The sequence below is a fragment of the Pseudomonas sp. CMR5c genome (assembly GCF_003850545.1).
Taxonomy (GTDB): Bacteria; Pseudomonadota; Gammaproteobacteria; order Pseudomonadales; family Pseudomonadaceae; genus Aquipseudomonas; species Aquipseudomonas piscis.
In genome coordinates this window covers 3,520,218-3,543,646 of the sequence record NZ_CP027705.1, presented here as the reverse complement: position 1 = coordinate 3,543,646, position 23,429 = coordinate 3,520,218, and the positions used below count along the sequence as shown (strand labels likewise).

Annotated in this window: 25 protein-coding genes and 1 pseudogene; 11 read left to right on the top strand and 15 right to left on the bottom strand. The window is 64.0% G+C overall.

From position 1 onward, the window contains the following. Nucleotides 1-59: 59 nt before the first annotated feature. A complete protein-coding gene (locus C4K40_RS16275) occupies nucleotides 60-371 on the bottom strand; it encodes a hypothetical protein (protein ID WP_022638874.1) in 312 nt (103 codons plus the stop codon). Between the two features lie 317 nt (nucleotides 372-688). Here C4K40_RS16275 and C4K40_RS16270 point away from each other — a divergent pair, with 317 nt between their 5' ends. Then, nucleotides 689-1,162, top strand: a complete 474-nt coding sequence (locus C4K40_RS16270; protein ID WP_235777268.1) for a hypothetical protein — start codon at nucleotides 689-691, stop codon at nucleotides 1,160-1,162. A gap of 24 nt (nucleotides 1,163-1,186) precedes the next feature. Here C4K40_RS16270 and C4K40_RS16265 read toward each other — a convergent pair whose 3' ends face one another. Continuing rightward, nucleotides 1,187-1,753 (bottom strand): GNAT family N-acetyltransferase, encoded by a 567-nt coding sequence (locus tag C4K40_RS16265; RefSeq protein WP_022638872.1) that lies wholly within the window; start codon nucleotides 1,751-1,753, stop codon nucleotides 1,187-1,189. A gap of 136 nt (nucleotides 1,754-1,889) precedes the next feature. Between C4K40_RS16265 and C4K40_RS16260 the strand changes: the two genes are divergently transcribed. Beyond that, nucleotides 1,890-2,708, top strand: a complete 819-nt coding sequence (locus C4K40_RS16260; protein ID WP_124421324.1) for a helix-turn-helix domain-containing protein — start codon at nucleotides 1,890-1,892, stop codon at nucleotides 2,706-2,708. 158 nt (nucleotides 2,709-2,866) lie between these two features. Continuing rightward, on the top strand, nucleotides 2,867-3,157 hold the full coding sequence (locus tag C4K40_RS16255) for a hypothetical protein (RefSeq protein ID WP_022638870.1): 291 nt from the start codon (nucleotides 2,867-2,869) through the stop codon (nucleotides 3,155-3,157). 261 nt (nucleotides 3,158-3,418) lie between these two features. Here the strand turns inward: C4K40_RS16255 and C4K40_RS16250 are convergent, their stop codons facing one another. Continuing rightward, the gene (locus C4K40_RS16250) at nucleotides 3,419-4,207 is read right to left on the bottom strand and encodes a helix-turn-helix domain-containing protein (protein WP_053130218.1); all 789 of its coding nucleotides are present in this window, start codon (nucleotides 4,205-4,207) and stop codon (nucleotides 3,419-3,421) included. A gap of 96 nt (nucleotides 4,208-4,303) precedes the next feature. On the opposite strand from C4K40_RS16250, the gene C4K40_RS16245 reads away from it, so the two are divergent. Then, complete coding sequence (locus C4K40_RS16245) at nucleotides 4,304-5,491, top strand: MFS transporter (RefSeq protein ID WP_053130215.1); 1,188 nt, start codon at nucleotides 4,304-4,306, stop codon at nucleotides 5,489-5,491. Here the strand turns inward: C4K40_RS16245 and C4K40_RS16240 are convergent. Next, a complete protein-coding gene (locus C4K40_RS16240) occupies nucleotides 5,482-6,222 on the bottom strand; it encodes an alpha/beta fold hydrolase (protein WP_053130212.1) in 741 nt (246 codons plus the stop codon). The genes C4K40_RS16245 and C4K40_RS16240 overlap by 10 nt on opposite strands. A gap of 361 nt (nucleotides 6,223-6,583) precedes the next feature. On the opposite strand from C4K40_RS16240, the gene lpxO reads away from it, so the two are divergent. From lpxO to C4K40_RS16225, 3 genes are all read left to right on the top strand, one after another. After that, the gene (gene lpxO, locus C4K40_RS16235) at nucleotides 6,584-7,483 is read left to right on the top strand and encodes a lipid A hydroxylase LpxO (RefSeq protein ID WP_031319899.1); all 900 of its coding nucleotides are present in this window, start codon (nucleotides 6,584-6,586) and stop codon (nucleotides 7,481-7,483) included. 194 nt (nucleotides 7,484-7,677) lie between these two features. Continuing rightward, complete coding sequence (locus C4K40_RS16230; protein ID WP_053130209.1) at nucleotides 7,678-8,043, top strand: hypothetical protein; 366 nt, start codon at nucleotides 7,678-7,680, stop codon at nucleotides 8,041-8,043. A 77-nt stretch (nucleotides 8,044-8,120) separates the two neighbouring features. After that, the gene (locus C4K40_RS16225; protein WP_053130207.1) at nucleotides 8,121-9,272 is read left to right on the top strand and encodes a PQQ-dependent sugar dehydrogenase; all 1,152 of its coding nucleotides are present in this window, start codon (nucleotides 8,121-8,123) and stop codon (nucleotides 9,270-9,272) included. Nucleotides 9,273-9,275: 3 nt separating this feature from the next. Here C4K40_RS16225 and rimI read toward each other — a convergent pair whose 3' ends face one another. Next, on the bottom strand, nucleotides 9,276-10,388 hold the full coding sequence (rimI, locus tag C4K40_RS16220) for a ribosomal protein S18-alanine N-acetyltransferase (RefSeq protein WP_053130204.1): 1,113 nt from the start codon (nucleotides 10,386-10,388) through the stop codon (nucleotides 9,276-9,278). A 94-nt stretch (nucleotides 10,389-10,482) separates the two neighbouring features. On the opposite strand from rimI, the gene C4K40_RS16215 reads away from it, so the two are divergent. Beyond that, nucleotides 10,483-12,069, top strand: coding sequence for a RimK family protein (locus C4K40_RS16215; protein WP_053130202.1), 1,587 nt, complete (start codon nucleotides 10,483-10,485; stop codon nucleotides 12,067-12,069). A gap of 7 nt (nucleotides 12,070-12,076) precedes the next feature. After that, nucleotides 12,077-13,018: a magnesium transporter CorA family protein gene (locus C4K40_RS16210; RefSeq protein WP_053130200.1), complete on the top strand. Its 942-nt coding sequence runs from the start codon at nucleotides 12,077-12,079 to the stop codon at nucleotides 13,016-13,018. Between the two features lie 3 nt (nucleotides 13,019-13,021). Here the strand turns inward: C4K40_RS16210 and map are convergent, their stop codons facing one another. Both map and C4K40_RS16200 read right to left on the bottom strand, forming a co-directional pair. Next, nucleotides 13,022-13,786 (bottom strand): type I methionyl aminopeptidase, encoded by a 765-nt coding sequence (gene map, locus C4K40_RS16205; protein ID WP_053130198.1) that lies wholly within the window; start codon nucleotides 13,784-13,786, stop codon nucleotides 13,022-13,024. Beyond that, nucleotides 13,783-13,983, bottom strand: a complete 201-nt coding sequence (locus C4K40_RS16200; RefSeq protein ID WP_022638858.1) for a ParD-like family protein — start codon at nucleotides 13,981-13,983, stop codon at nucleotides 13,783-13,785. The genes map and C4K40_RS16200 overlap by 4 nt, the downstream gene beginning before the upstream one ends. Nucleotides 13,984-14,257: 274 nt before the next feature. On the opposite strand from C4K40_RS16200, the pseudogene ilvA reads away from it, so the two are divergent. Next, nucleotides 14,258-15,271 (top strand): annotated as a pseudogene (gene ilvA, locus C4K40_RS16195) (threonine ammonia-lyase, biosynthetic); the annotation flags it as partial. A gap of 42 nt (nucleotides 15,272-15,313) precedes the next feature. On the opposite strand, the gene C4K40_RS16190 reads toward ilvA, so the two are convergent. Beyond that, nucleotides 15,314-15,619: an NIPSNAP family protein gene (locus tag C4K40_RS16190; protein ID WP_053130196.1), complete on the bottom strand. Its 306-nt coding sequence runs from the start codon at nucleotides 15,617-15,619 to the stop codon at nucleotides 15,314-15,316. A 223-nt stretch (nucleotides 15,620-15,842) separates the two neighbouring features. Here C4K40_RS16190 and C4K40_RS16185 point away from each other — a divergent pair, with 223 nt between their 5' ends. Then, complete coding sequence (locus C4K40_RS16185; RefSeq protein WP_053130194.1) at nucleotides 15,843-16,109, top strand: DUF1652 domain-containing protein; 267 nt, start codon at nucleotides 15,843-15,845, stop codon at nucleotides 16,107-16,109. A gap of 30 nt (nucleotides 16,110-16,139) precedes the next feature. On the opposite strand, the gene C4K40_RS16180 is transcribed toward C4K40_RS16185, so the two are convergent. From C4K40_RS16180 to C4K40_RS16150, 7 genes are all read right to left on the bottom strand, one after another. Beyond that, a complete protein-coding gene (locus C4K40_RS16180) occupies nucleotides 16,140-16,514 on the bottom strand; it encodes a hypothetical protein (RefSeq protein ID WP_053130191.1) in 375 nt (124 codons plus the stop codon). 94 nt (nucleotides 16,515-16,608) lie between these two features. After that, entirely contained in the window at nucleotides 16,609-17,382 is a 774-nt protein-coding gene (locus C4K40_RS16175) for a carbohydrate deacetylase (RefSeq protein ID WP_053130188.1), read from the bottom strand. Further along, nucleotides 17,379-18,506 (bottom strand): GNAT family N-acetyltransferase, encoded by a 1,128-nt coding sequence (locus C4K40_RS16170; protein ID WP_022638852.1) that lies wholly within the window; start codon nucleotides 18,504-18,506, stop codon nucleotides 17,379-17,381. Before C4K40_RS16170 ends, C4K40_RS16175 begins: the two co-directional genes overlap by 4 nt. Further along, on the bottom strand, nucleotides 18,503-19,204 hold the full coding sequence (locus C4K40_RS16165) for a GNAT family N-acetyltransferase (protein ID WP_022638851.1): 702 nt from the start codon (nucleotides 19,202-19,204) through the stop codon (nucleotides 18,503-18,505). The genes C4K40_RS16170 and C4K40_RS16165 overlap by 4 nt, the downstream gene beginning before the upstream one ends. Further along, entirely contained in the window at nucleotides 19,201-21,126 is a 1,926-nt protein-coding gene (locus C4K40_RS16160; RefSeq protein WP_053130185.1) for a hypothetical protein, read from the bottom strand. Before C4K40_RS16160 ends, C4K40_RS16165 begins: the two co-directional genes overlap by 4 nt. Then, nucleotides 21,126-22,433, bottom strand: coding sequence for an oligosaccharide flippase family protein (locus tag C4K40_RS16155; protein ID WP_053130182.1), 1,308 nt, complete (start codon nucleotides 22,431-22,433; stop codon nucleotides 21,126-21,128). The genes C4K40_RS16160 and C4K40_RS16155 overlap by 1 nt, the downstream gene beginning before the upstream one ends. After that, nucleotides 22,430-23,428, bottom strand: coding sequence for a polysaccharide deacetylase family protein (locus tag C4K40_RS16150; RefSeq protein ID WP_053130179.1), 999 nt, complete (start codon nucleotides 23,426-23,428; stop codon nucleotides 22,430-22,432). The genes C4K40_RS16155 and C4K40_RS16150 overlap by 4 nt, the downstream gene beginning before the upstream one ends. Between the last annotated feature and the right edge of the window lies 1 nt (nucleotide 23,429).

Below are 23,429 nucleotides of genomic sequence, written 5' to 3'. Positions count from 1 at the left end.
CGCCTCGATGCATCAACTGCCGAGAGTGGACGATCGGCGGTGTACAGTCGGGCTTTTCGTCAGGAATGGAACTGCTCGAAGGCTTCCGCCTCGATCTCGCCGTTTCCTGAAATGAGGTTGCCGCCTTCTTCTCGCAGTTGGTAGTCATGCTGTTCGCCGCCAATGGCCGCGGCCCCATCGAGGCCCAGCAGCAGGCTGTAGAACACATCGGTCAGCGCCGTATCCATGGCCTCCCACAGCTTTTGCGATTGTCCTTCGCTTAGTTCCAGGGCCCTGAATTGTTGGGCGGCGGCTCCTGTCCCATGGCGGAGCTCCTCCTGGACCAGGCGTTTCTCGGCTTTCCAAAGTGCCACGAATTCTTGTGCATCCATGTGCTCATTCCGCTTTGTGGTTCAGCCGCGAAGTATGCCAGTTCTTTTCGGTATGTTTGGGGTGGGTGCTAATAGCCATCAAAACGCTATTATTTTTCTCGGTGACTACAGGTCCACAGGGCTCTTGGGTATGCTGCGCGCCCGTTTTCGCTGCTCATGGAGAGCTCATGTTCGCTCGCAATGCCTTCGCCTTGACCCTGATGTCTGCCTGCCTGCTGGTTTCAGGTTGCGCTGTTCCCCCGGCCTCTGTGACTACCGAGCCTGTTTCACTCGAGCCTCTGGGCCAACCCTTGCCCCAGAGCGCTGCCCGGAGTGCCTTGATCGAGCGGATCATTACCAATGACGCGGTCGTCGTATCCGCGGGCAAGCCGGTACTGGCAGCCGACATCAACAACGACGCACGCATCGCCGCCCTGAGGAAAGCGGATTCGGCGCGGCTGCCTGAGGCCTACTGGGCGTTATACAAACAGAACCTGGAAGCGATGCAGTACGACCTCAACCATCAACATGACGCGGCCCGGGACCAGTATGTTGCGGCTTACCGCGACGAATTGAACCGTGTTGACGACGGTATGCTGCAAAAGCTCGCCAGCGGGTCGCAAGCCCTGGATGACAAGAGCCGGCGCCAGTGGGGCGCGCGCATGGCGCAAAGGACTTCGCAGTACATGATCAAGAGCGATGAGTCCTTTCGCGCGGCCACCAAGGCGCACCTGGATCGCATGGCGCTGATGGATCGCCAGTACGATGTCTGCTCGCGCAAGGCCGATTGCTGGGATGCGCCTGCCAAGTAGTGAGCCTGGACTCCTGCAGCGTCCTCAGTCGGGGAGCGATGGCGAGCTGTGTCGTTGAAGCATCAGCCATTCCTGCCTGCTGATGTGGCTGATGTGTTCGTCCCGGTAGTCGTTCATGAATGGGTTGAATTTGCCGCTTTCGCTGTGGTGATGCTTGAAGCCGCACTTGGCCTGGGCCCGGAACGATTGTTCGTTCCCGGCAAAGTAGCCGCACCACAAGGCGCCAAGATCCAGATCGACGAAGGCGTGGCGCATCAGTTCCCTGACCGCTTCCGGAATCAGTCCCAGGCCCCAGAACGGCACGCCGATCCAGTAGGCGATTTCCGCCTCGTTCCCGGCAATCTCGAAATGACTGTCCTGGCCAATGAGCAATCCCACCAGGCCGATGGCCACATCGTCCTGCTTGCACGTTACTGCGTAGACTTCCGAGCGCGAAAACAGCGTTTGGATGATTTCCAAACTCTGCGCTTCGCTTTCATGCACTGGCCAGCCGGCGATCGGGCCCACTCGCGGGTCGCTGGCGTACCGGTAGAGGCTGGACGCGTCGCTGGCTCGCCAGGGCCGCAGGACAAGGCGTTGGGTGTTCAACATGACGTGTTTTCCTGATGTTTGTAGAGCAAAATAACCAGCGCAATTGTGGAAAGCCGCCAGGGCAGGGGCAATGTATGGATCGGGGCAAAAAAAGTAATTTTCAAAACAAAGGGCATGCTTGGAGGGCTGGGCAGCAGTGTTGGACCTGACGGAGAGTGGTGCCGAGGACTTCTTCATTGGCTGTTGCCGGTTCGACGGTGACCAGGGGCACCCCCTGGCCTTGGCCTACGTGGTGGTGCTGGTGTGCCAGCAGGGCAGCGCCGAACTGGAGGTGAACTTCCAGCCGTACAAGGTGATGGAAAACGACTTTCTGGTTCTCGCCGAGGATTCGATCGCCTGGTTCAGGCACAGGTCGGATGACTTTGCCTGTCGTTGCTATCTACTGAACCGTGCCATCGCGGCAGAGGTGGCCGCGGCGCTGCCCAACAGCCTGTTCGCCTTCTTGAATCGTTCGCCGTTGCTGCGTGCCAACCGGCAGTTTCAGGCCTTCTTGCAGGCCTGGGAGAACCAGGCGTCGATCATCCAGGAACAGGGCGCGGACTATCGGCGACCGATGCTGGTCAATCATTTCCAGAACCTGTTCTTGTGGTTATGCGCGAGCGTCGACCTGCAGAGCGTGACCAGGAACGACTTCAGCAGGCCGGAAGCGCTCTGCTGGCGATTCTGGGAGCTGATCGCGGTGCACTGCCGGCAGCAACGAGAGGTGGCGTTCTATGCAGACCTGCTGCATGTGACCCCCTATTACCTGGCACAACTGTCGCGCAAGTATTTCAACGATACGCCCAAGACACTGATCGACAGGCAGGTGGTGCTGGAGATCAAGAAGCAGTTGGCCCAACCACGCAAGGCGGTGCAGCGGATCGCCGAAGAGCTGAATTTTGCCGATGCGTCCTATCTCGGCAAATACTTCAAGCGCCACACCGGCCTGGGTTTGAGCCAGTACCGCAGAGGCTGAGCGAGCCTTGGCGGTTGTCTGCGGCAGGCTCATTTGGCATCATGCGGCCCTCATTCCTGGCCTGATCCTCCACCCCTCTCAATTGGGGATCGGGTCGAGGAATGACCTGAACCTGGCGGCTCGGCCAGGGTTTCTTGCATGGAACAGCTGGTTTTGCGATGGATATGCAGCACGAACACCCCTCTCGTGTCGAACGCCCTTCACCAATCAAACGCAGCAAATGGCCATGGCGTGTCCTGTTCTTCGGCACCTGGCTGATTGCCGTTTTTCTCTTCCTGGTCCTGCTGGGCCTGGGTATCGCTGCGGTGGTTGCAGGTTTCGCCCCGGATCTGGACTGGCAGTGGCGCTGCCTGGCCTTTATCGCGGGCGCAGCGATCATCCTGGTGTGCCTGGCGATGCTCAAGGCCGCCTTTCTCGAGCGATCCTCCGCTCCATCATGTGGAGTATGAGCAGGCTGTGCATTTGCACCGGCTCTAGAACAAGGCGGCATAGGGGAATAGGCGTAACGGCCACTCTGTGGGGGCGTATCCGGCTGGCCACCGGCAGCAAAATGCGCGAGCACTTCGACACAAGCACCATGGCGACACTTGTTGGCTGGCGTGAGGGTGAGATCGTCATGACCTATGTCGCAACAGATTTGCTCACCGAGGCCATTCGAGTGCATCCATGCCTTGGGCTTCTGCATTGCCCAGGCAGGCCTGGGGCGTCCACTAGACGCTCTTGAAGTAACGCGCGGGAGTGGTACCGAACAGCCCCTTGAAGGCCGCGACGAAGCTTGAGGATGACTCGTATCCCACCTCCAGGGCGACATTGGTCACGCTTTCGCCATAGGCCAGGTGCTCCATGGCGGTGAGCAGGCTCTGGCGCTGACGCCAACTGCCGAAGGACATGCCTGCCTCGTGGCTGAACAGCCGTTCGATGGTCCGCGCGCTGGCTCCCACTCGCCTGGCCAGGCTCTGCAGGGGCTCGCGGTTCGCCGGTTCGCTGCGCAATATCCTGGCCAGGCGCACGGCCCGTGGGTCAGTGGGGAAGGGCAGGTCCACCGAGGAGCGGTCCAGGCTCGTGACCTGGTCGATCAGCACGCGGGCCAAGCGAGCTTCGGGTGTATGTTCGGCATAGTTCCAGGGGAACCCAGCACAGGCGGTCATCACCTCACGCATCAGCGGCGTGATGCCCATCACCAGGCAATAGCCCTCCCTGGGCATGTCGTAGGCATCCGGGTCGATGTACAACACTCGAGTGTGGGTGGGGCGCTTGACCAGGGTCGCATGTTCGGTGCCGGAGCTGATCCAGATCGCCCGAGTGGCGGGCAATACCCATTCGCCCAGGTTGGTGGTGACATGGATGACGCCATTGGCGGCGCACATCAATTGGTGGCGCTTGTGCCGGTGCGGTGGCAGGTCCTCCGGGAACCATTGCTCCAGGCGCCCGACTATGGGGGCGTAGGCCTTGTCCGGATCAGGGTCGCGCAGGTCGGTATCGTGGCGGGTTATCGACATAACTTGGCATAGTACAGATAAATCACAGGTCGTGCTCCTTGTAATGTGAATGCATCTCAATATCAAAGATGCATATCGCAATTCCGAGGAACGCTCGTGTCGCAGATCCAATTACATTCAGCCGCGCAACTGACGCAAGAGGGCGGGCAAGCTCCGGCCCTGGGCGCTCCCAAGCGCTCCACTCACCTGTCTTTCTTCATGGCCGGGTTCGCATTGTCTTCATGGGCACCTCTGGTGCCTTTCGCCCAGGCGCGCCTTGGCGCAGATCCAGCGACCCTCGGTGCGCTGCTGCTTTGTCTGGGGCTGGGGGCGATCATTGGCATGCCCGGTGCCGGCGCGCTAGCGGGACGCCTGGGGTGCCGGGCGCTGATCCTGGCCGGCGGGATCGGCCTGGTGGTCGCCTTGCCGCTGCTGGCCATCGTTGCTACGCCCATGGCCCTGGGCCTGTGCCTGTTGCTGTTCGGTGCGTCCATCGGGGCTATCGACGTGGTGGCCAACATCCACGGGACCCAGGTGCAGAAGATCGCCAATGTCCCGCTGATGTCGTTGTTCCACGGCCTCTACAGCATTGGTGGCCTGTTGGGGGCCGTGGCGGTGACGGCTGCGATCGCCGCCGGGGCCAGTCCGGCCCTGGCAGCCAGCGTGGCCGCCCTGGTCATCGCCTGTTGCCTGGTAGTGGCTGTTCCGGGCTTCTTGGTCAGCGAGACTGGCCAGAAGGCTCCATTGCTGGTCCTGCCCAAGGGGATAGTGCTGGTACTGGGACTCCTGGCCATGGTGATCTTCCTGGCCGAGGGCGCCATGCTCGATTGGAGTGCTTTACTGCTGGCCCAGGACAAAGGACTGGATGTCGGGCTCGCCGGCGCCGGTTACTCCTTGTTCGCTTGCGCGATGACCCTGATCCGCCTGGTTGGCGACCGGATCGTCGCTCGCATAGGGGAGCGTTCGATGCTGCTGGCGGGCTTCCTGATCACCGCCGCCGGGCTGGGGCTGGCTGCTTGGGCCAGTAACCTGATGGTGGTATTCGCCTGTATCGCCATCGCCGGGCTCGCGGCAGGAAATGTGGTGCCGGTGCTGTTTTCCCTGGCTGGTCGCCAGCAAGTGATGCCTGCGCCCCATGCGATCGCGGCCGCCAGCATGCTGGGTTATCTCGGGGTCCTGCTGGGCCCGGCCCTGGTAGGTTATGCCGCCCACGCGGTGGGCCTGGTCCGGTCCTTCCATGGCATCTGCATCCTGGTGGTGCTGGCCGCCTGCGCCATTCCCTGGACCATTCGCGGTCAGCGGTGAACCAGTGCCGGCTCTTGGTACTGGAGGCCTGGCAGCGCCTGGATGAAATGCCGCAGATGCTGCGCGGCCTCTGCCGGCGCCGCTTGGAGCAGGCAGTGGGGGCCGTCGATCTCGATCACCTGGGTATCTGGGCGCAGCTGCAGGACCAAGGCTGCCGCCGTTGCCGGCACCAGTCGATCCTGGCGGGCGCGCAGGTACATGAGTGGCAACTGCGATGCGGCCAATGCCGCGCTGCAGTCCACATCACGCACGGCCAGCAGGCGTGCCCGCAGCACCGATGACGCTACCTGGGCTATGGCCCCAGCCAGGGCTGTACGCAGTCCCGGGGTGGAAAACCTGCCCAGCAGCAGGGCAGCCATGGGCCACGACGGCAAATGATGCAGGGATACGAGCTTGAGCAGCCCCATCAGGGGACTCATGGCGGGGCGCGGGTTGCGTACGAAACTGGCGCACAGCACCAATCCCAGCAGGCCAGGTGGCTTGCGTGCGGCAAGGGCCACCGCCACCGGGCCGGAGAAGGACTCTCCCAGGAGCACGAATGGCCGATCCTTGGGCAACTGCTCCCAGACCCGTTCTTGCAGGGCGGGATAATCCAGCGGCAGGTTGGCGGGATAGTCCAGCAACTGCGCTGGCACGTCAGGGCCCAGGGTCTTGAGCAGTGGTTCGAACAGGCGGCCGGTGCCGTCCATTCCGGGCAGCAGTACCAGCGTCGGGAAGCGTGGCGGGAGCATGGTTCGGGCGATCCTTGCCAGGTGAGGGCGGTTGATGGCGCGCAGCATACGCTGTCCCATGCCACGCACACAGCCGTCGCGAGCCGTCAGGACGCAAAGTGGCTGTCCGTTGAGCTACGTCAATACCTGTCGCAATTAACGCAGCGCAACTACAAAGTCTCCGCAGCTTTTCACAAATTTGGATTAACCCTTGGTTACAAACTGTGGCTAAAATGCCTGCCGACGGCCAGATGCCGAGAGCCGGACTGGCGACGGAGAGTATCGCCAGTCACGCTTTTTCAATTCAGACGCTGCCATTTGCCTCCGGCCCAGCGGGTTTGTGGAGGCGCAGCATGTTCCCTTCTGACGTGTGACGATTTCCGTGAAACTCATCATTGCCGCTGTATACGTTCTATCCATTGCATACGTACACCTGCGGGGGCGAGTGCGCCACAAACTGGGTCGCCAGCTCAGTGACCACTCCACCTTCCTGGCGCCGATCAACTGCTTCCTCTACCTGTTCTCCAAGCATCCGAACCGGCCGTACCTGGACCCGGCGGACTTCCCGGAAATGGAAAAGCTCAAGGAACACTGGGAAGAGATCCGTGCCGAGGGGCAGAACCTGCTGCAGGCCGGCGAGATCAAGCGCTCCGACCAGTACAACGACGTGGGTTTCAACTCGTTCTTCAAGACCGGCTGGAAGCGTTTCTATCTCAAGTGGTACGGCGACAGCCATCCTTCGGCGATGAAGCTGTGCCCGCGGACCACCGAGCTGGTACAGAGCATCGGCTCGATCAAGGCCGCGATGTTCGCCGAGCTGCCCCCAGGCTCGAAGCTGGTTCGTCATCGCGATCCCTATGCCGGTTCCTACCGCTACCACCTGGGGCTGTCCACGCCCAATAGCGAAGGCTGCTACATCGAGGTCGATGGCGAGCGCTACCACTGGCGCGATGGCGAAGCGGTGATGTTCGACGAAACCTATATCCACTACGCGGAAAACACCACCGAGCAAAACCGCATCATCCTGTTCTGCGACGTCGAGCGGCCGATGAAATACCGCTGGGCCGCGGCGTTCAATGGCTGGTTCAGCCGCACCGTGATGTCGGCGGCCGGCTCGCCCAACGATGCAGGCGACAAGACTGGCGGCCTGAACCGGGCCTTCAACCGGCTGTACAAGATCCGCCTGCGGGGCAAAGAACTGAAAAAACGCAATCGCGCGCGCTACTACCTGGAAAAGTGGGCGATCTTCGCCGCACTGCTGTTGCTGTTCATCTACATCTGATTACCCCCGCCACCTGTGAATTCTTCAGTGGCCAGTCTTGCACCGGCCCTGAAGAGTCCCGCCAATCCCGCTGCCCGCATCCTCCCGTGGACACCGGGCGTTACATCTCCCTCAAGATTATTTGATTAACAAAGCCGAACCCCGGGCGTAGCGTGGAATCGAATCCGATACCTTCGCTCCCGAGGAGATCTGTCATGAACAGTCCGGCTCGCGGCCTTGCCGCATTCCTTGTCCTGGCCTGGGCCGCCGGTACCGCCTGGGCCGCCCCGGAGCCATCCGGCCAGGTGGTGGGCACCTGGCACCTGGCGCAAAACCTGCCCAACAGCGGCAATAACGATCCCTACAGCAACCCGATTCGTCGGGCCAATCCCAACAGCATGCAAGGCACCCAGCCCGCCAACCCTCCAGTGCGCGGCCCCGGGACTGTGCCCTCGAGCCCAGCCCCCACCCTGGAGAACGGTGGGATCGGCAACGGCTATCCTCGTGGTGGGGTACAACGGCCCAACCCCGATCCACGCTTGCCAGCCCCCAGCTACGACGCCAACGGCAACCGGCGCTGAAACGCCCACGGCCGTGCCAGGGAGTGCTGTACCAGCGGCCAGCAGGGAAGCCTCTCGATCCATATAAGGAAACCAGTATGTTGCGTAGAAGCCTGTTCACCACCCTGTGCACCAGCGTCCTGCTGGCTAGCGCCACACCGGCCCTGGCCGTCGAGAAGCAGACATTCGCCAGTGAGCTCGGCACCTTGAGCCTGGCCCCGGTGGTGCAAGGCCTGGACCATCCCTGGGCCCTGGCGTTCCTGCCGGATGGCCAGGGCATGCTGGTCACCGAACGGCCGGGCAACCTGCGCCTGGTGAGCCCCGACGGCAAGCTCTCGGCGCCCTTGAGTGGCGTACCGAAGGTGTGGGCCCAAGGCCAGGGCGGCTTGCTGGATGTGGCGTTGTCGCCGGATTTTGCCCAGGACCGCCTGGTCTACCTGTCTTACGCCGAAGGTGGCGGCCAGGGCGACACTGCCGGCACCGCAGTGGGCCGTGGCCGACTGGCCGAGGATGGCAGTGGGCTCAAGGACTTCCAGGTGATCTTCCGCCAGGAACCGAAGCTCTCCACCGGCAACCATTTCGGCTCGCGGCTGGTGTTCGACCGCGACGGCTATCTGTTCATCACCTTGGGAGAGAACAACGTGCGGCCCACCGCCCAGGACCTGGACAAGCTCCAGGGCAAGGTCGTGCGCCTGTACGCCGATGGCCGGGTCCCAGAGGACAATCCCTTCGTTGGCCAGGCCGGTGTGCGTCCGGAAATCTGGAGCTACGGCCAACGTAATCCCCAGGGGGCAGCGCTCAACCCCTGGAGCGGGACGCTGTGGGAAGGCGAGCATGGCCCCAAAGGCGGTGACGAGCTGAACATCATCGAGCGGGGCAAGAACTATGGCTGGCCCCTGGCGACCCATGGCATCGACTATTCAGGCCAGCCGATCCCCGAATCTGGCGGGCAGACTGCTCCGGGCACGGTGGCACCGCAGCATGTCTGGGAAAAGTCGCCAGGCATCAGTGGCTTGGCGTTCTACGCCGCTGATCGCTTCAAGCCCTGGCAACATAGTGCCTTCATTGGTGCCCTGAGCAGCCAGCAACTGATCCGCCTGCAGTTCGATGGCGATCGCGTCGTGCATGAAGAACGTTTGCTGGGCGAACTCAAGGCCCGCATCCGCGACGTGCGTCAGGGGCCCGACGGTTATCTGTACGTCCTCACCGACGAAGACCAGGGCGCCCTGTACCGACTCGGCCTGGAGTAAGCCTCAGGCACCTTGTGCGGGCTGGCGTGGATAGAGGACCACGGCGGCCCGCAGCTTGCTGCTGCCGAAGCTGCACATCTTGTCGAACTCCCGGTGGCTCACCGGCAGATGCTGGCAATCCATGGCCTGGCGATGCTGGCTATGGTCGACATCGGGGTCGTGCAGGTAGACGAAGTCCTGGTCGCAGTCGGTGACAATCACCCAATGGGGCGCCTTGGAGCGGGTCAGCCGATAGCTGCTGATCAGCACCAATGGCTGGCCACCATCGTCCAGCAGGCGCGGCAGCTCCAGCGGCCCGCCGAGCACCTGCTGCACGTCGCTGGCATCCAATGCCTTGCAGAACTCGTCGTGGACCAGGCGCATGACGTCTTTTTTATGCTCGTCGCGTACGCCGTTGAGGAACAGCGGTCCGGCGCTGTTGACCTGCAGGCGTACGCCAAAGCCCCGGCGCCAGGCCGCCAGGGCCAGACCCTGGGGGCTGCAGCCACCGTGGCCGGCGGTCATGAAGACCGTGGTCGCCTCGCGCCAGATCTGCAGTTCCTCCCGGCGCTCCAGCAGTCGGCTCGGTTGCAACGCGGCCATGGCCATCAGCAGGCAGGCCGGGCCGCAGGTGAAGTCGGTGGTCTGCTGGTAGTAGGGCACGCGGATACTGCGGGTCTCACGATGTTCGCGGATGCGTTTTTCCAGGCGCAGGGCGTCGGCATGGTCCTCGTAGTAGTCGTGGAGCCTGGCGAAGCGTCGATAGCCGTGGCGTTCGTAGAGGGCGATGGCCGTGGGATTGTCGCTGCGCACCTCCAGGCGCAGGTAGGCGCAGTCGTGGGCCAGGGCGCAGTCCTCAATGCGTTGCAGCAGGCGCTTGCCCAGGCCCAGCCCTCGGGCATCGACAGCGATGGCGATGGAGTACAGGCGCGCCAGGGAGGTGCCGCGGTGAAACAGCACCAGGGCGTAACCCAGCAACCGCTCCTGGTGCTGGGCCACCAGCAACTGCCCGTGGGCGCGGCTGATCATCCATTGGAAGCTGCGCGGGGTCAGGCGATCGCTGGTGAAACATTGCTGTTCCAGCTCCACCAGGGCCGCCAGGTCGTCGGGGGTTGCAGTGCGAAAGACAAGATCCATATGACCGCCGTAAAAGTTGCGTAATGAAACGAGACTTCAAAAAAAGTTCGTGCTTAATAGAAAGGGTCAGGTTTCTTCAGCGAGATCGAACTTTATGTCAGCGGTACAAAATCATTGGCCAGAAGTATCCGGGCAAAGTTTGCCGGCGGCAATCACTTCGAAAAGTTATTTGTCGGCAATCGATAAAGTTTCCAGTCAAGTCATTATCATTGTCGAGCGCAAGGAAGACTGGGCCTCGTATTTCCCCAGTGAAGATATCCTCACCGCCCAGGAGTACCTGGAGCACAGCTGCGAAAGCGCCCCGGGCAAGCGGGTCCAGGTCATCAACCTGTGCCGCAGCTACAAGTACCTGGGGCATGGCTACTACTGCTCGCTCCTGGCCGAGGCCCGTGGCCACCGGGTCATCCCCTCGGTTCGGACCATCAGCGAACTGACCCGCAAAGCCCTCTACGGCCTGGCGCTGGACGATCTGGACAAGACCCTGGAAAAGGCCTTGAGCCATCATCTCTACAGCGATACCGAAGGCTTTACCCTGACTCTGTATTTCGGCCGGACCCATATAGAGCCCCTGCAGGAGTTGGCCCGTCAGATATTCGAGTTGTTTCCATGCCCAATCTTGTTAGTTGACTTCAAACGAACTAACAGCTGGCATATCGAGGGTGTGAAGTGCGGCGCCCTGCATAAGTTGCGAGAAGACCAGGAAGATCAGTTCGCCAACTCCCTGGACAGTTTCAGTCGCAAGGTCTGGCGTGTTCCGCGCTCCCGGCGCCTGGCCCGTTATGACCTGGCGATCCTCCATGATCCCCAGGAAGCCTTGCCGCCTTCCAATGCCCGGGCGCTAGAGAATTTCATTCGCGTCGGCAAGGGGCTGGGGATCGATGTGGAACTGATCGAGAAGAAGGACTACACGCGCCTAGCCGAATACGACGCCTTGTTGATCCGTGAAACCACCAGTGTCGACAACCATACCTACCGCTTCGCCAAGAAGGCCGAGAGCGAGGGGCTGGTGGTGATGGACGATCCGGCTTCGATCCTGCGCTGCACCAACAAGGTCTACCTCAGCGACCTGCTCAAGGGCCATCAACTGGGAATGCCGGCTACCGAGATCCTGTACAAGGAGCGACCGCAGGACTTCGAGCGGGTGGGCGAGCGCCTGGGCTTTCCGCTGGTACTGAAGATTCCCGACGGGTGTTTCTCCCGGGGGGTGATCAAGGTCGAGAGCCAGCAGGCGCTGCTGGAAGCCACCGCCGAGCTGTTCGAGCATTCGGTCTTGTTGCTGGCCCAGGAGTTCTTCTACACCGAGTACGACTGGCGCATCGGTGTACTCAACCGCAAGCCGATCTTCGCCTGCCAGTACTTCATGTCCAAGGGCCATTGGCAGATCTACAACCACAAGGCCAAGGGCAAGGACATCAACGGCGAATGCCGGACCCTGGCGATCCACGAGGCGCCACGGGCCGTGGTGGAGCTGGCGGTCAAGACCGCCAACCTGATTGGCGACGGCCTCTACGGGGTCGACCTCAAGCAGGCCGGCGACAAGGTGGTGGTGATCGAAGTCAACGACAACCCCAATCTCGACGCCGGCATCGAGGATGCCTACCTGCAGGACGACCTGTATTGCCTGGTGCTGGAGGAGTTCGTCCGCCGCCTCGAACTCAAGCGGCGTGGCCAGGCCTGGTGAGGTTGCGATGATCCAGAGCTATCGACTGAGCCATGGTGGCCTGTGCTCGGTGCCAGGCCTCGAGGCCCAGGTCATGTTGTTCAGCGATCCGGACCTGGCCGAGCGCGATCTGCTGCACAGCGCGTTCAAGCTCGATGCCCATGCCTTGGCCTCGGCGCTGGACCCGGACGAAGTCTCGCGCATCGAGTTTCACCCCGACTATCTGTTCCTGATCTGGAAACGCCCGGAGAACTATTCCGGTGCTGGCAGCCTGTCTTTCGAGGTGTCTTCCTGTGGCTTGCTGTTCGCCCCGGAGCGATTGCTGGTGATCGCCGCAGACGACACGCCGCTGCACGGCCTGGGCGCCAGGCACGACCTGCACACGCCCCAGGATGTGCTGCTGGACCTGCTGCTCAACAACATCCATCACTACCTGGGGCACTTGAAGGTGATCAAGGCGGTGGCCCGCGAGCTGCAACAGAAATTCAACCAGACCCTGGAGAATCGCCATCTGTTGCAGATGTTCAACCTCAGCGAAAGCCTGATCCACTACCTCAATGCCCTGCGCAGCAATGGCGCGGTGCTGATTCGCTTGCGCAACCACGCCGCCAAGGAACGCTTCTGCGGCCAGGCCATCGGCCGAATCGACGACCTGATCATCGAGAACGACCAGTGCTACAAACAGGCGGAGATCTATTCCACGGTGTTCGCCGGATTGATGGATGCCCGGGGCAACCTGATGAACAACAGCAGCAACCAGCTGTTGCGCAAGCTGACCCTGATCAATGTGGTGTTCCTGCCGCTGAACCTGATCGCCAGCATCGGCGGCATGTCCGAGTTCAGCATGATGACCGTTGGCACACCCTGGTGGCTGTCCTATTCGCTGCTGTTGCTGGCGATGCTGCTGGCCGCGGTTGGCATGGCCCTGGGGTTGCGGCGGCTGGGGGGCCGCCGCGAACGGGCTAGCTGAGGCCTATTGCGGTTGCAGGGTCAGCACTTCGAAGCCGTCTCGGGTCACCGCCACGGTGTGTTCCCATTGGGCGGAGAGGCCGTGGTCGCGGGTGACCACCGTCCAGCCATCCTTGAGACCGCGAACCCGGGCGCTGCCCTGGTTGAGCATCGGCTCGATGGTGAAGGTCATGCCCTCGCGCAGTTCCAGCCCGGTGCCGGCCCGGCCGAAGTGCAAGACCTGCGGTTCCTCATGCATCTGCCGGCCGATGCCGTGGCCGCAATACTCACGGACCACGCTGTAGCCGTTGGCCTGGGCATGACTCTGGATCGCATGGCCGATATCGCCGAGCCGGGCGCCGGGTCGTACCAGGCGGATGGCGTTCCACATGGCCTGGAAGGTGGTATCCACCAGGTGCCGGGCCCGTGGACCGACATTGCCGATCAGGTACATCTTGCTGGAGTCGGCGATGTAGCCGTTCTTCTCCAGGGTGATATCGATGTTGACGATGTCGCCATCCTTGAGCACGGCCTCGGAATGGGGCATGCCATGGCACACCACCTCGTTGATCGAGGTGTTGATGCAGTAGGGATAGTTGTACTGGCCCTTGCTGGCGGGGCGGGCCTTGAGCTCGTGGCGGATGAAGTGCTCCACGGCAGCGTCCAGCTCCAGGGTCGACAGGCCCGGGCCGACGAAACCGTCGAGGTAGGTGAACACCTGTGCCAGCAGGCGCCCGGACTCACGCATCAGTGCCAGTTGATCGGCGGTCTTGATCAGGGCCTGGGTCATGCGCGGCCCCTGAGCAGGTCGGGTTTGTTCAACAAGAGCTTGTTGATCAGGTCGTTGTAGGCCAGGTGCGGATTGAGCTCGGCCAGCAGGCCGATCTTCATCCAGAACTCGGCCTGGGCGTTGATCGAGCGATCCATGGCGGCGCTGGCCACGCGGATCTGTTCGTGCAGGTCATCGGAGATTTTGACGATACCCATGTCGCGGTAGGTTCTCTGTGGAGAATATACGAATCATATATGTTTCGTATATTTCGCTTCAAGTGGCCGGTGCGATTGTTTTGCCGGGTGCTTGCGACAGGGCGATTATTTCGCTAGTTTTCCGTCCATGACTTTTTCCGCCGTTCGTTCCCAGCCAAGCATTATTACCGCCATTACTCATTGGCGGGCTTGCTGACGACTGCACCCAACCCGCCCTGGAGGCGGGTTTTTTCTCTCTGTCTCCCGGGCTTCGTACACCGCCAGGAGATCCATCATGAGCCGCCCCAGCCCAACGCCCACTCCGAGTGCCGACATGGCCCTGCTGGAGCGCTATGTGAAGATGATTCTTGCCGCGCCGGTCTATGACCTGGCCATCTGCACGCCATTGCAGGCGGCGCCGGCGCTGTCCCTGCACCTGGGCAACCAGATCCTGCTCAAGCGCGAGGACCTGCAACCGACCTTTTCCTTCAAGATTCGCGGCGCCTACAACCGCCTCGCGCAATTGAGCAGCGAGCAGAAGCAGCGCGGGGTAATCACCGCCTCTGCCGGCAATCATGCCCAGGGTGTGGCCCTGGCGGCGCGGGAGCTGGGGATCCAGGCCACCATCGTCATGCCCGAGACTACCCCAGAGCTCAAGGTCCTGGGGGTGCGCAGCCGTGGCGGTGACGCACTGCTGCACGGCCCGAGCTTTCCCTTCGCCCTGGCCCATGCCCTGGAGCTGGCCGAGCGCAGCGGGCGCACCTTCGTGCCGCCGTTCGACGATCCCCATGTGATCGCCGGGCAGGGCACGGTGGCCATGGAGATCCTGCGCCAGCAACAGGGGCCGCTGGATGCGATCTTCGTCCCGGTGGGCGGCGGCGGGCTGATCGCCGGGATCGCTGCCTATGTGAAATACCTGCGGCCGGAAATCCGCATCGTCGGCGTCGAGTCCGAGCACTCCAACTGCCTGCAGCAGTCACTGGCCGCCGGGGAGCGGGTGACCCTGGCCTCGGTCGGCACCTTCGCCGACGGGGTCGCGGTGGCCCAGGTCGGCGAACATGGCTATGAAATCTGTCGGCGGCACGTGGACCAGGTGATCAGCGTCAGCAATGACCAGCTCTGCGCCGCCATCAAGGATATCTACGACGACACACGCTCGATCACCGAGCCTTCAGGAGCCCTGGCGGTGGCCGGGATCAAGCAGTACGTGGCCATGACCGGCGTGCGCGGCCAGACCCTGGTGGCCATCGACTCGGGGGCCAATATCAATTTCGACAGCCTGCGCCACGTGGCCGAGCGGGCCGCCCTGTGCAACGTGCCGCAGCCGGCCTGAGCCGGGCGCTGCCTGGGTTCAGGGCAGCAGGGGGCGCAGGAAGCTGCGCTCGTAGCTGAGGATGAATTTCTTCTCCATTACCGAGGCCACCAGCGCCACGCTTTGCGGATCGCCAAGAGCCTCCTGGCGGTAAGCCTCGTAGTGCGCCAGGGACGGAAAACTGAACAGGCAATAGGCGATGTTGCTGGCGCCCTCGCTGGGCAGGAAGTAGCCATGGTGGCTGCCGCCCAGGCGCTGCACCACGCTGATCCAGGCTTTGGCATAGGCTTCGAACTCGGCCAGTTGATAGGGATCGATCACATATTTGACGTGGCAGGTAATCAAGGCGCCGCTCCTGGTGACGGTTGGGGAAGGGCATCGAGTCGGGCCGAAAAAGCCGTTGCTCAGAGCCAAATCGAATTTAACAGACTCGGCAAAGCCGCATAGTCTGTAGCTTGGCCCCGTCTACAAGGACAATCAGGATCGGGCCTGGAACCCTCGAACACGGACGTCGCCCGCAGGCAGCCTGCCTGCCGATTGGCCGCCTCGAACAACGGAGAGAGTCGCCATGTTTCTATCTGCCCTGGAGCTGCGCAACATCATCGAAAGCAGCTTCCTGCCCAAGCGCTGCCAATGCACCCTGAGCCCCGAGCTGTCGATGACGGTAAAGGTGTTCGGCGAACATGAGCCCGATCGCGTCGACCTGCTGGTCACCGGTATCGACGCCGCGCAGCTCAACGGCTGTCGCGAAATCAACGAGCTGATCGCCGGGCTGCGCCATGACCTGGCCCAAGGTACCGGGCATGGTGTACCGCTGAGGCGGGCGCATTATTGAGTCCTTCGGGCCGCTCGCTACCGCGCTCGTTCAAGGAAGCCTGCGGGCCTGGACGAACCCCAGGCCCAGCAGCAATTCCGTACCCACCGCCAGGAAGATGCCCGCCCCGGCATTGCCATTGAGCCATTCCAGGGTCCCCAGCCCGGCAAGGGCGAAACAGCCGATCGCCATGCCATTGCCCAGGGCCTGGCGGGCAGGGCTGTGGCCCACGTCGCGAAACTGATGGAAGATCACCGCCAGCGCCAGGAACAGCAGGGCGTTGCGCCGTGCGACGAATCCCGCGACCGGGTTGTAGTCCAGGCCCCAGAGGGTCAGCAGCAGTCCTGGGACGAGCCCCCAGGCCAGGGCCAGCAACAGGCAGATCAGGGCGGTCAGGCTGCACAGACGACGAAACGACCAGGACATGGCGATTCCTTGCACCAGGAAAAAGGGCGCCAAGGTTAGCCCGCCGCGGAGCCCGGGAAAACCATCTCTTCTGCGCAAGCCATCACCGCTCCTCCTAGAGTTCGCTGTAGGCGACCCGCCGGTATCCGGGCAAGGCCTGGGCCAGCAGTCGCTCCAACGATTGTTGCGCCGGCAGGTAGTCGTCGCCGAAATCGCCATCGGCCAATTGCGTCGGGTGCGCCACCACCTCGATCACCCCCCCGGGGCGCAAGCCTTCCAGCAGGTCCCTGGGGGTGCACACCGAGTCTGCACTGGCGCCGGACAACCAGCGGATGCGCCGGTTCAGGGCGGTCTTGAATAGCCATTTGACCAGCCCGATATTGCTCCCGACATTGCGCGCCAGGCGTACCGGAACCCCTTGCCGGGCGGCGAAGCGGGCGACGATCGCCGCCACCGGCCACAGGTTGTGCACGTGTTGGTGGGAGTCGATATGGCTGGGCCGCAGCCCCTGGGCGAGGCAGCGCTCCCACTGTGCTTCAAGCTCTTGCAGCACCGCGGCGGCCGCCGGCTGCGGCAGGCGCAGGGCCGAGCGCGGCAGGTTCAGGTCGAACTGGCCCTGGGCGTCGCAGAACAGCGGTTGTCGACGGATCGCCTCGCTCAGGGCCGGGCCGTAGGTCAGGTTGAAGTGCAGGCCGATGCGCCCCAGCAGCTCATGTCGGTGGGCCAGTTGGCAGGCATCTTCGAAGGCCGGCATGTTGGCCATCAAGGTGGCGGAGCTGATCACGCCGCTCTTGAAGGCTCGCAGGGTCAGCTGGTTGTAGTCCGGGTCGAGGCCGAAGTCGTCGGCGTTGACTATCACTCGTGGCGCGTTGGCCTGGGATTCCTTCATGGGCGCACCTTCGCTGTGGCGGCGGCCTGGCGTCGTTCGCGCCAGGCCTTGAGATGAGGTTTGAGTCGTTGCCAGAGGCGTTCGCCCAGGCCCGCCAGCAGGCCCAGGGCACGCCAGCTGTAGAAGCTCCAGCGCTGCTGTTCCACCAGGCCGCTCAGGCGTTCGTGCAACTGGTGGCTGGAGCGGCTGAGACTGACCCGGGAGGCGTCCACCCATTGCCAACCATCCTCCAGCCCCCAGCGGATCCATTCGTCCAGCAGCAAGCGGCCGCTGCCCAGGTTGGCGTAGTCGGCCAGGAAGGCGATGTTGTAGTCGTACAGGCGGCCGCGTTCCAGCAGGCCCAGGCGATAGCTGATGCAACGCCCCTGGTGCTCCAGCAGCACGATCCGCACGCAATCCTCGGCGGCCAGCTGGCGCAAGGCGCTGAACATCCATTGCCGGCGTGGGCCACCGGAGAAGATCCCCAGGCCGTCGGTGCCTTTCCAGCTGGCCTGCTCGACCTCGCACAGCCTCTGCAGGATTTCGTCGACCCCCTCGGCCCTGGGCGCCACGCGGATGATCCGTGCATCAATCTGCGCACAGCGCTTCCTGGCCCGGCGCAATTCGTAGCGCAAGGTGCCACTGGCTTCCTCGGCATCGGCGGGTACAACCAGGTGCTCCGGTACCCGGCAAGTCAGCGTTTGCTCGGCGTAGCTGCTGGCCTGGCGCCAGGGTGCCAACAGCTCATCGGCCGCCACCAGCTCATGCAGTTGCAACAGGTCATGGGGCAGGTGCCGACGGATTTGCCGCAGTGCCTCGGGCATGGCGTGCCGGGCGCTGTCGGCCACCAGCAAGGCCAGGCGATCGCTCAGCGGATGTCCAAGGTGGCGCACCACGCGCAGCGGCAGCCCCCCACGGGATTCGCGGCCGGCCACCAATGGCAGGCACAGCACCAAGCGCTGCTCCTGCCAACCCAGCAGGACCTGCAACGCCTGGCCCGGGGCCAGGGCCTGGGCCGCACCGCGCAGCCAGCCCAGGCGATTGAACGGCGTGGCCTGCTCGGTGGCGGCGCGCAATTGCTCATAGGCGGCCTCGGGGAACTGCGCCGCCGAGAGGTCGCTGCACCATTGCCAGCGCATGTTCATGGCCGCTCCTGGTCGGTCTTCGTGCCGGCTTGCTGATCCAGCAGGCGCCCGCGTCGCAGCTGGTGCAAGCGGGTCTGGTGATAGGGGCGGCGGCGATGGAAGTGCAGGCACCGCAACAGGCAGTAGATATGCAGGGATTCGCCGACTTCCTGGAAACCCAGGCGCATGTGCATCTTCAGCGCAGGTTCGTTGCGCACGTTGACCAGGGCCCGGGTGCTCTTGAAGCCGCGCTCGCGGTACTCCTCCCAGAGCAGTTTCTGCGCCAGGATCACCACCCCCGAGCCCCGGTAGGGCTGCGCGCATTCACCGGCGAACTGATACAGGCAGCCCGGTGGCACGCGCATCCAGCAGCGGTACAGCTGGTCGTCGTAGTAATCGCGCTCGCTGATCCACACCATCATCATCACGTTGCCCTGGTGATCCAGGTGCGCGCTGCCCCGGCTGCCCTTGTCCAGCAGGCCACGAATGGCCGGTAGCTGGGCCTTGAAGTATTTGTCGAAGGCCGGCAGCAGCTCCCGGGTGATGGGCACCTGGGGCCAGCGTGCGGGGTCGATGGGACAGGGCACCGGCAGGGCCAGGGAGCGCTCCAGGGTCAACAGCTCCCAGTGGTAATAGAAGAACCGTTCGCGCAGCACTCGCAGGCTGCCGCGCAGGCCCTTGCGGCGGATCTTGGCCAACAGGCCGGTCAAGCGACTCATAGGGTTTTCCAGGTCAAGGCAAACAGGGTCTCGCCGGGCAGCTGGAACACCAGCCGATCCGAATCGCACTGCACGCTGGCGGGGCGCGCCTGGCCATCGGCGCCGAGCAAGGTCAGTTGCGGTTCCGGCGGACAGTGGTGGGTTGGCATGGAGACCTCGATGGTCTGCCGGCGCGCAGTCTTGGCCACGCCCAGCAGGCTATGGCGCGGGCCGTCGCGCAGGGCCAGGGCATCGACCTCGAAGGCCGGGTTGTCCAGGACCTGCACCTGGGGCAGCCAATGCTGCTGGAGGAACTGCTGGGCCAGGGCCACCGGCTTGAGGCGAAAGTGCCGGGCGCCGTGCTGGGCCAGCATGCCCTTGGGATACTCCGGCTCGTCGGCGGCCTGGAACCAGTTGAGCATGTCCAGCAAACCATCCTGGGACGCGTTGAACACCACCGAGGCCCACCACAGGCCGGCGTAATGCGTGTCTTGCTGGTAGGGGCTGAGGTCCGGGCCGCTGGAAATATTGGTCTGGCTCAGCAGCAATGCCTTGCGTGGCCGACCCTGGTCGTCCAGGCCCACCAGGTCGGCGGCGGCGCGTACGCTGGCGCGGTAGCGGCGGGTGGCCAGCAGGTCGCGCACCATCCATTCGTGCCAGGCCAGGGCGTCGATGTCCGGGCCATGCTCGGCCAGCAGCTTGCGTGCCCAGTCGATCCCCCGGCGCTGGCCGGCGCCGACCCGGAACGGTCCGTCCAGCAGGCGCGAGCTCACCGGCATGGCGATGCGTACCCCGGCGGCCCGGGCCTCGGGATGGGCCTTGGTGCGTTCCAGCATCTGGCTGAAATAGGCAGCGAAGGCGGCGTAGCTCGGATAGTTGAGGTTGGGTTCATCGGCGAACGCCAGGTAATGCAGGCCCTGCTTGCCCAACCGCGTGCTGTCGTCCAGCCAGGCATCGAGGCCGGCCAGGGTTTGCGGGCTGGCTTCCAGTACCGGCCTGCGCCCGGTCCCCGCCAGCAGGGTGATATCGCGGTCCACGCCAAAGGTCTCGCGGTAGAGCCTGCGAAAGGCGATTTCCCGCTCGGGCTCGGCCTTGATCACGTCGACGAAGCTGTAGAAGTTGGCGGCTCGGGGGCCCAGGGCTCGCAGCAGCTCGAAGGTCGACTGCGGCGGTTGCGCGTAGGGCAGGGCCACGCCCAGGTGCGGGCTGGGGCCGGCCAGTTGTGGGTGCAGGTTCAGTTCCACGTGCCCCGGGGTCCATTGCAAGGGGTGCAGTTGGCGCAGGTCCTGGGCGAACAGGTTGGCGGTGCCGTCGAGCCAGAAGCCGACCTTGCCGGAGCCGCCCATGGACAGGCGCCAGACTTCGTCGCGCTCGGCCACCGGCAGTTCGGCCTGGTCGAATTGCGGGTATTGATCGTGGGTCTCGAGCTTGAGCCGGACCTTCGCCCCGTCGCTCAGGCGCACCGCTTGCAACACACTCACGCCACCGTGGTACTTGCCTGCGAGCACGGCTCGTTCACCGGCGGCAACGCGAAAGTACAGCTCGGTGCCGTCGGGTACGTCGGCGCTGAAATGCACCTTGGTGGGTTCGAACTGGGCCTGGGTGGCGCTGTCATGGCCGATCCTGAAGTTGCGGAAGCTGTAGCCGGGCACTTGCAGCCGGTAGTCACCGCTGGCGGCGGGCAGCAGGATGCTGTCCTGGCCGTAGGCCTGGTCGGCCGGGATATCCACCTGTTGGCGCAGTTGGCCATCGGGACCGACCAGGTACAGCTGTTCCTGGTTGGCGTCGCTTTGCCAGGCCGGGCTCCAGCGCAGGTGCAGGGTATCGGTAACGCTGGCCTGCAGGTACAGGCTGCCATCGCGGATATCGCCCCATTGCATGGGGGCCGCCTGCAGGGCGGGCGCCGTGAGTAGCAGCAGGACAATCAGGGAACGGGATTTCATCAGGCCTTTTCCTTGGGGCGCAGTAGCTGGCGTACGTAAGTCACGTCCGCAGGCAGCAGAATCAGGGTGCGATACCAGGCCACGCCGCTCAGGCGGCAGTACAGGCCGAGCATCACCAGGCTCACCGCCAGGTAGGCGATGGACGAGGCCAGGCCGGCACCGACGATGCCCAGCCGTGGAATCAGCAGCGCGTTGAGCGCCAGGTTCAACAGGGCGCCGCCGCCCATCAGCAGCGACAGGGCGCCGGGGCGCTGCTTGCCCAGCAGGTCCAGGCGCAAGATGCTGGCGTAGCACAGGCCGAACAGGCCCGGCAGCAATGCCAAGAGGGCGCTGTAGGCCGGGGCATAGGCGGCGCCGAACAAGGTCACGATCAACCATTGGCCGATCAACGCCATGCCCAGGCAGGCCAGCAGCATGACCGTGGCGGTCAGGCGCAGCGCCAGGGCGGTCAGTTGCTCGATGCCGCTGCCTTGTTGCAGCAGGCGTTTCATCAGTGGAGTGGTCACCGCCTCGGGAATGATCAACAGCAGCTCGGCAGCGGCACTGGCCATGGCATACCAGCCCAGGGCTGCCGGATCGAGCAGGGCGCCGATGAACAGGTAGTCCGAGCGCAGCATCAATTGCTGGGCCAGCACCCCGGGGTGACTCTGGGCGCTGTAGCGCAACAGTTCGCGCTGCTGCCCGGTCTGCCAGTGCAGGCGCAAATCGTGCCAGCGCCGCAGCCAGCACCAGCCCACCACGACCACCAGCAGCGTACCGCCCAACCAGCCGCCCAGCGCCGCGGCCAGCGGTTGCTCGCGCCAGATCCACCACAGGCCGACGAACAGCAGCAGCGGCACCAGGGATTCCAGCAGCCGCAGGGCATTGAAGGCTTCGACCCGGCCGTCGGCGTTGTGCAGGGTCAGCAGTCCGCTCTTGAGCACGGTGAGCGGCACCGCCAGCAACAACAGCCAGGCCAGGTCGCCCAGTTGCAGGCTCAGTTCCCACTGGCTGCCCAGGGTATTGATCAGCGCCAGGCCCGCCAGGGTCAGCAGGCTGGCCAGCAGGCAGCCATAGACCAGTACCTGGGTCAGCAACAGGCCCATGGGCCGCTGGCGTGCCGCCTCGTAGCCCACCGCAGTATTGAGGCCGCCGCTGGTGAGCGCGGCGATCAGGTCCGGCAGGGTGCTGAGCAGGGCGAACAGGCCGCGGTCCGCCGGGCCCAGGAGACGCGCCAGCAGCACATTGCGCAGCAGGCGCAGGCCGATCATCGCCAAGCGGGTGCCCATGCTCAGGGCCAGGTGCCAGAGATAGCCGCTGCGCTTCATGCCCGGGCTCCCTGCCACAGGCGCCAGGCCAGGAGCCCGGGGTGGGCGGCGCTGGCATGGCTGACGTCGATGCGCGGCAGGGCCAGCCAGGCGTTGCCACTGGCCTCGATCAGGCCGGACCGGGTGCCCAGGGCATAGCGATAGCCCAGCGCGGATACGGCGGCCCGCACCCGGGGGTCGTGGTCGCCATTGGGGTAGCAATAGACTTGCAGGGGCGCCTGGCAGCGTTTGCGCAGGGTGTCATGGGAGCGTTGCAGGTCGGTGCGCAGGGCCGCGTCTTCAAGCTGGGTGAGGATGCCGTGGCTGGCGCCATGGGGGCCGAAGGACACCAGCCCCGAGCGCTCCAGGTGCTTGACCTGGGTCCAGTCCATGGCGTGCGGCGCGGCGCCTGCCGGGCAGGTGTCGGCCAGTTGCTGCAGGGTGGTCGCAGGCAGTCGCTTGAGGCGCTGCAGATAACCGCCGAGCAGGCGGCTGCGGGCATCGCTGTCGCCAGCCTGCAGCAGCTCCAGCGGTGGCGTCAGTTGCAGGGCGCGCAGGAGCTCCAGCAATGGCTGGCCAGCTGCGGCGCCGGCCTGTCGCCACAGGGTTTCGCCGATCGACTCCCACCAGAAGCCCTGCGGACTGCCGATGAAGTCGGTGGACAGGAAAATACTGGCCGGCACCTCGTAACGCTCCAGGACCGGGTAGGCCACCTCGGCGTTGTCGCGCCAACCATCGTCGAAGGTCAGCGCCACACGCGGCCGGTCGCCACCAGGCAATTCCAGCAGTTGCTGCAACGGCACGCAGTCGAAATGCCGGCGCAGCCAGCGCAGCAACTGTTCGAACTGGGCCTGGCCGACGCACAGGGGCGCGCGATGGGGTTTGGCCGCGGCGGTGGAGTCGACCAGTACCCGGTGCAGCATCAGCACCACCCCGGCCTCGCCCAGGCGCGAACGCCCGGCGCTGTGCAGGTAGGCGCTGCCCAGCAGGCGCTTGAGGGCTAGTTTGAAGGTCATG

Bases quoted from the DNA above. Each gene is read 5' to 3' on its own strand.
- C4K40_RS16265 (WP_022638872.1), bottom strand. From the start codon at position 1,753: ATGTTGAACACCCAACGCCTTGTCCTGCGGCCCTGGCGAGCCAGCGAC.
- C4K40_RS16215 (WP_053130202.1), top strand. From the start codon at position 10,483: ATGTCAGCGGTACAAAATCATTGGCCAGAAGTATCCGGGCAAAGTTTG.
- C4K40_RS16155 (WP_053130182.1), bottom strand. From the start codon at position 22,433: ATGAAGCGCAGCGGCTATCTCTGGCACCTGGCCCTGAGCATGGGCACC.
- map (WP_053130198.1), bottom strand. From the start codon at position 13,786: ATGACCCAGGCCCTGATCAAGACCGCCGATCAACTGGCACTGATGCGT.
- C4K40_RS16160 (WP_053130185.1), bottom strand. From the start codon at position 21,126: ATGAAATCCCGTTCCCTGATTGTCCTGCTGCTACTCACGGCGCCCGCC.
- C4K40_RS16185 (WP_053130194.1), top strand. From the start codon at position 15,843: ATGTTTCTATCTGCCCTGGAGCTGCGCAACATCATCGAAAGCAGCTTC.
- C4K40_RS16230 (WP_053130209.1), top strand. From the start codon at position 7,678: ATGAACAGTCCGGCTCGCGGCCTTGCCGCATTCCTTGTCCTGGCCTGG.
- C4K40_RS16180 (WP_053130191.1), bottom strand. From the start codon at position 16,514: ATGTCCTGGTCGTTTCGTCGTCTGTGCAGCCTGACCGCCCTGATCTGC.
- C4K40_RS16275 (WP_022638874.1), bottom strand. From the start codon at position 371: ATGGATGCACAAGAATTCGTGGCACTTTGGAAAGCCGAGAAACGCCTG.
- C4K40_RS16250 (WP_053130218.1), bottom strand. From the start codon at position 4,207: ATGTCGATAACCCGCCACGATACCGACCTGCGCGACCCTGATCCGGAC.
- C4K40_RS16165 (WP_022638851.1), bottom strand. From the start codon at position 19,204: ATGAGTCGCTTGACCGGCCTGTTGGCCAAGATCCGCCGCAAGGGCCTG.
- C4K40_RS16240 (WP_053130212.1), bottom strand. From the start codon at position 6,222: ATGCTCCCGCCACGCTTCCCGACGCTGGTACTGCTGCCCGGAATGGAC.
- C4K40_RS16200 (WP_022638858.1), bottom strand. From the start codon at position 13,983: ATGGGTATCGTCAAAATCTCCGATGACCTGCACGAACAGATCCGCGTG.
- C4K40_RS16210 (WP_053130200.1), top strand. From the start codon at position 12,077: ATGATCCAGAGCTATCGACTGAGCCATGGTGGCCTGTGCTCGGTGCCA.
- C4K40_RS16255 (WP_022638870.1), top strand. From the start codon at position 2,867: ATGGATATGCAGCACGAACACCCCTCTCGTGTCGAACGCCCTTCACCA.
- C4K40_RS16170 (WP_022638852.1), bottom strand. From the start codon at position 18,506: ATGAACATGCGCTGGCAATGGTGCAGCGACCTCTCGGCGGCGCAGTTC.
- C4K40_RS16150 (WP_053130179.1), bottom strand. From the start codon at position 23,428: ATGACCTTCAAACTAGCCCTCAAGCGCCTGCTGGGCAGCGCCTACCTG.
- C4K40_RS16225 (WP_053130207.1), top strand. From the start codon at position 8,121: ATGTTGCGTAGAAGCCTGTTCACCACCCTGTGCACCAGCGTCCTGCTG.
- rimI (WP_053130204.1), bottom strand. From the start codon at position 10,388: ATGGATCTTGTCTTTCGCACTGCAACCCCCGACGACCTGGCGGCCCTG.
- C4K40_RS16175 (WP_053130188.1), bottom strand. From the start codon at position 17,382: ATGAAGGAATCCCAGGCCAACGCGCCACGAGTGATAGTCAACGCCGAC.